General features: G+C 57.5%; 5 protein-coding genes. All 5 read right to left on the reverse strand.

Going from position 1 to position 4,060, the window contains the following annotated elements:
* On the reverse strand, positions 1–562 hold a 562-nt coding region (locus V6C07_RS01405; protein WP_333534610.1), incomplete at its 3' end, for a hypothetical protein.
* A 200-nt stretch (positions 563–762) separates the two neighbouring features.
* On the reverse strand, positions 763–1,386 hold the full coding sequence (gene cbiM, locus V6C07_RS01410; protein ID WP_333534611.1) for a cobalt transporter CbiM: 624 nt from the start codon (positions 1,384–1,386) through the stop codon (positions 763–765).
* A gap of 347 nt (positions 1,387–1,733) precedes the next feature.
* Entirely contained in the window at positions 1,734–2,504 is a 771-nt protein-coding gene (locus tag V6C07_RS01415; RefSeq protein ID WP_333534612.1) for a DUF4198 domain-containing protein, read from the reverse strand.
* A gap of 310 nt (positions 2,505–2,814) precedes the next feature.
* The gene (locus tag V6C07_RS01420) at positions 2,815–3,270 is read right to left on the reverse strand and encodes a hypothetical protein (protein WP_333534613.1); all 456 of its coding nucleotides are present in this window, start codon (positions 3,268–3,270) and stop codon (positions 2,815–2,817) included.
* Between the two features lie 271 nt (positions 3,271–3,541).
* The coding region (locus tag V6C07_RS01425; protein ID WP_333534614.1) for a PLP-dependent transferase at positions 3,542–4,060 on the reverse strand (519 nt) is incomplete at its 5' end.

The raw sequence follows: 4,060 nt of genomic DNA on the forward strand, positions 1-4,060 counted from the left end.
CGCCCACAGGCTGGGCCGTTGCGCCGGCAGGCCGTGCGGGAGCGGACGTATCCGCAGGTTGTGCGTCGCCCGTACTGCCTGCTTTTTCCGTATGCGCAGAAATGATTTCCGGAGACTCCGCGGTCCGGGCCAGTTCCTCGGCATCAAGCAGCCATTCGTTCTGATGCCCCTCACCAGCATTGATGCGTATGCGCAAGCCGTGTTTTCTGGCCTGGGCCGGTATGTCAAAATGGAACATGCCGTTGGCGTCGGTGAGGCCTTCAAGCAGAACTGCGTCATTGGCGGCATCATATACGGTAATTTTGCCGTTTTTTACGTTGTTGCCGCCGCTGAAGCCACATTGCACCATTACCTGGGGGCCTTCAGTCCAAGCAAAGATATTGACCCTGTGGGCCTGGGCAGGAGTGCAGGAAAGAAAATACACGGCAGCAGCCAGAAGACAGACGAGAAAGGACGCGTAAAGCGACGATGTGCGGCCCTGCGGGCGTAAAAGTAAACAAAGAGAGCGCTCGGCATCTCTTTCCGTGGAATGGAAGCGCGATTTTATACTGCGGTAAAACATGTGCAATCCTTCCCGCTCCAAAAGCTTTTTTGCAGAGCAATCCTGCTGTGCGATTTTTCGCTGTATGACGATCTCGGTGGCCGCAGAAGCATGCGTTCGCCACGAAGGCGATAGCGTAGTTTATCTGTGCTGTTCAACGCTGTAGCAGGCGTTATGTTGGCCTGCAGGCGCATGTTTTCAAATGAATAAATTTTCGGCGCTCAGCTGTCGTTTCCGTGTTTTGTGAGCCGCAGCATTTCCGGGCGTATCCTGGCTATAAAACCCACAGTGAACATGGTGATAAGCCCCTCAATCAGCATGATGGGCAGGTGGGCCAGGAAGATGAGCCTGGCGGCCGTAAGAAAGCCTTCATCGCTGAAGGCCAGGGCCAGGGCGGTCAGCAGTCCCGCACCCAGCACCCCAACAGCGCCGCCGCAGAAAGCCGCGATCCGCAATCCGCGCGGGCCGGGCCAAAGGTGTGTGAGCCCCCGAAAAATATACCAGGCCACAAGACCGGAAAAGGCCATGGTAAAGCTGTTGACCCCAAGAACCACCAGTCCGCCGTATTGGAAAAGCAGGGCCTGCAGGGCAAGAGCCGCCAGAATGGCGGGAAAGACCGCCCATCCCAGCAAAACTCCCAGAAGCCCGTTCAGGATAAGGTGCGCGCTGGAAGGCCCGATGGGGACATGGACGAGAGAGCCGACAAAGAAGACCGCAGCCAGAATTGCCACGGTCATGAGCCTGTCATAATCCAGCCTGCGAAGGCCCACGGCCGTACCGGCAACCGCAAGCGCATAGCCCGCGGCCAGAACAGGGGGAGACAGAACGCCTTCAGCTATATGCATGGGCCATCCTTTCCGGGGACCGGCATGAAAAAAACGGGATATGCGCCGCCGGTTTCCGCGCCGCTTTCACGGGGCAACGCGGGAACCGGCATAAATGATTCCGCATCTGGTCATACCTTGTCCCCTTCCCGGCTGCAAGGGGCAATGGGAAAACAAGGCATGGAACAGGTTCATCATCGGGCTGGGCCGGACTCTGCGCCCGCAAGCGCCGCCACGAAGCTCAAACGCTCCGTGTTTACGCGGCCAGTCGCCAGAGCAATTTCAAAGTAGAAATACCCTGGCGCGGGCCTGAACAGCGGCAGGCTGCCGTGACATGCGCTGCACAGGCATGCTGACGCGGAAACAAGCTACTTCGTGCGGGGGGCGGCAAAGTTGACCCACAACACTGCGCCCAGTTCCACGGACTTGGCTTCGCCTTTGTGATCCATTTTTTCGTCTGCCGTATTCAGGGCGGCAAACCCCCACCATCCGGCCCAGGGTACACCGTAGGTGAATACGCCGTTCTGGTCTGCCTTGACCACCTGGGTCACATAAAATTCGTTGGGCGCAGTGTGTCCCTTGCCCTTGTTATAGCTTTCAATCTCTACTTCGGCCCCTGGAACGGGCTTTCCGTCAAGCAGCACCTGACCTTGAAAAACATTGCCCGTGTAGTTGGCAAAAGGGCGGGTAAGGGGGACGATTTCTGTCTTGAGGCCCAAGGGTTCGGCCCAGCCTTCTTCTTCGCCGAAAGCGGCAACCACGGTCTTGGTGTAATGAATGATGTAGCAGTCTTCAGCGGGTTCAAAATAGGGCTGAGGTTCCACGGCAAACTGGTAGACGCCGGGTTTTTTGATGGCATAGGCGGCTGTCCATGCCTTGTTGCCCATAATGGTGGCGGGCTTGAGCAGGCTCTTGATGTCTTCAGTGTTTCCGCCATGCGTGACAGTGAAAGCCTTGGGTTGCTCCATGAGCATTCCCTGAAGCTCCGTGGGGTGTGCAAAGGCAATGTCCAGCTTGAGCGCGCTTTCCTTTTTATCGGTTACTGTGGGAGTGGAGGGAATGACCATGCCGAAGTGAGCCTGCGCCTGAGTTCCCCAAAAAAGAACAAGAGCCATGCAAGTACAGCAGATTTTCCACATAACGCTCTCCTGGCGTTGAGATTTCCGGCATTGCCGGAGGTGCGGCGATATGTCGCCCCGTAAGTAGTTACACGAAAATAAAAAATGTAGCAACAATGTTGACCCGGCGAGCAGGGCGCGGGCAATGAATGCCCGTAAAAGCAGTTCGCGGCTGCTTTGTGCGTACAGGACGCCGCTGCGCTGAAGGAGGAAAAAGCCGTAAGCGCCGGGCCGCTACAGACGGGCCATGTTGGAAATATGTTTGCGAAAAAATGCAAAACGGCCGCGCTCAGTATGAACGCGGCCGTTTTTGGCAAGCAGGGCTGACGTGCTACTTGGGCAGCAGCGCCGAAAAATCCGAGCTTTTGACATGCTTTTTGACAAAGGCGGAGGCAGCTTTGCGGTCTCCGGCCATGACGGTGATCATGAACACGTCGCCGTGCGAGGCCACCCATGCCTGGCTGGTAATGTCCTGCTGGGCAAAGGTAAACGTGTATTGACCATTTTTTTCCACGGGCGGTTTGGGCGCTTTGAACTGTTTGGCGAACATGTCTGCGATGGTTTTGTTGTCGGCGCCGCTGTTGGGGCCTACGACAAAGGTCACCGAGGCATTGCCCGCCGCATTGGCGAAGATGGCGCTGGTGGTTCCCTGATTTTCCGTGGGAGGCATGATCACCTTCCAGCCTTCGGGAACAGTTACGCTAAAGTATTTGGTGTTCAGCTCTTCCGCCAGAGCAGGCATAGCCAGAAGCATGACGAACACAAAGGCCACAAGCTTTTTCAACATGAAGGTTCTCCTCAGAGGGGTGCGGCAGTACGGCTGGCGGTTCCTGAGCGCTTGTGGGCAAACCGTTTTTACCCTGCGCGGACATGGCTGACGCCGACCCGTGCAGTTTATGCAATAGCCTCTGAAAAGACAATGTGTTTCAGGGGAAGGGGCGCAAACAGCGCGCGGGCGGGCGAGTGCCGCAAAGAACCTTGGAGTGTCCGGCGTCGCCCTGGGCGCATGGTGCGGAAATGTTGCGCCAGTGCCGCAGGACGCCGCCGGGTTTAAGCTTTTACAGGGCAGCCAACGCCTGGTCCAGATCGGCAAGAATATCGTCAATATGCTCGATGCCTATGGACAGGCGCACGGTGTTGGGCCGTATGCCGGTGCTTGCCAGTTCCTGTTCCGTCATTTGCGAATGTGTGGTGGATGCGGGGTGGATGACCAGCGATTTGGCGTCCGCCACGTTCGCCAGCAGAGAAAAGATGCGCAGCCTGTCGATAAAGGCTCTGGCTTCTTTTGCCCCGCCCTTGATCTCAATGGTAAAGATGCTGCCGCCCCCGTGCGGGAAGTAGCGTTTGTACAGGGCATGGCTTGTGCTGTGGGGCAGGCTCGGGTGATTGACGGTTTCGACCTTGGGGTGTTCGTTCAGGTGGCGCACCACGGCCAGAGCGTTCTGCACATGGCGCTCAACACGCAGCGACAGCGTTTCCAGCCCCTGAAGTATGAGAAATGCGTGCAGGGGGGCCATAGCCGCGCCCAGATCGCGCAGCAGAATGGCCCGCGCCCGCACTATATAGGCCGCCGCCCC

The organism is Desulfovibrio sp. 1214_IL3152 (assembly GCF_036763055.1).
GTDB lineage: Bacteria > Desulfobacterota > Desulfovibrionia > Desulfovibrionales > Desulfovibrionaceae > Desulfovibrio.

Coding starts and splice junctions, on each gene's coding strand:
- cbiM (WP_333534611.1), bottom strand. CDS start 1,386: ATGCATATAGCTGAAGGCGTTCTGTCTCCCCCTGTTCTGGCCGCGGGC.
- V6C07_RS01415 (WP_333534612.1), bottom strand. CDS start 2,504: ATGTGGAAAATCTGCTGTACTTGCATGGCTCTTGTTCTTTTTTGGGGA.
- V6C07_RS01420 (WP_333534613.1), bottom strand. CDS start 3,270: ATGTTGAAAAAGCTTGTGGCCTTTGTGTTCGTCATGCTTCTGGCTATG.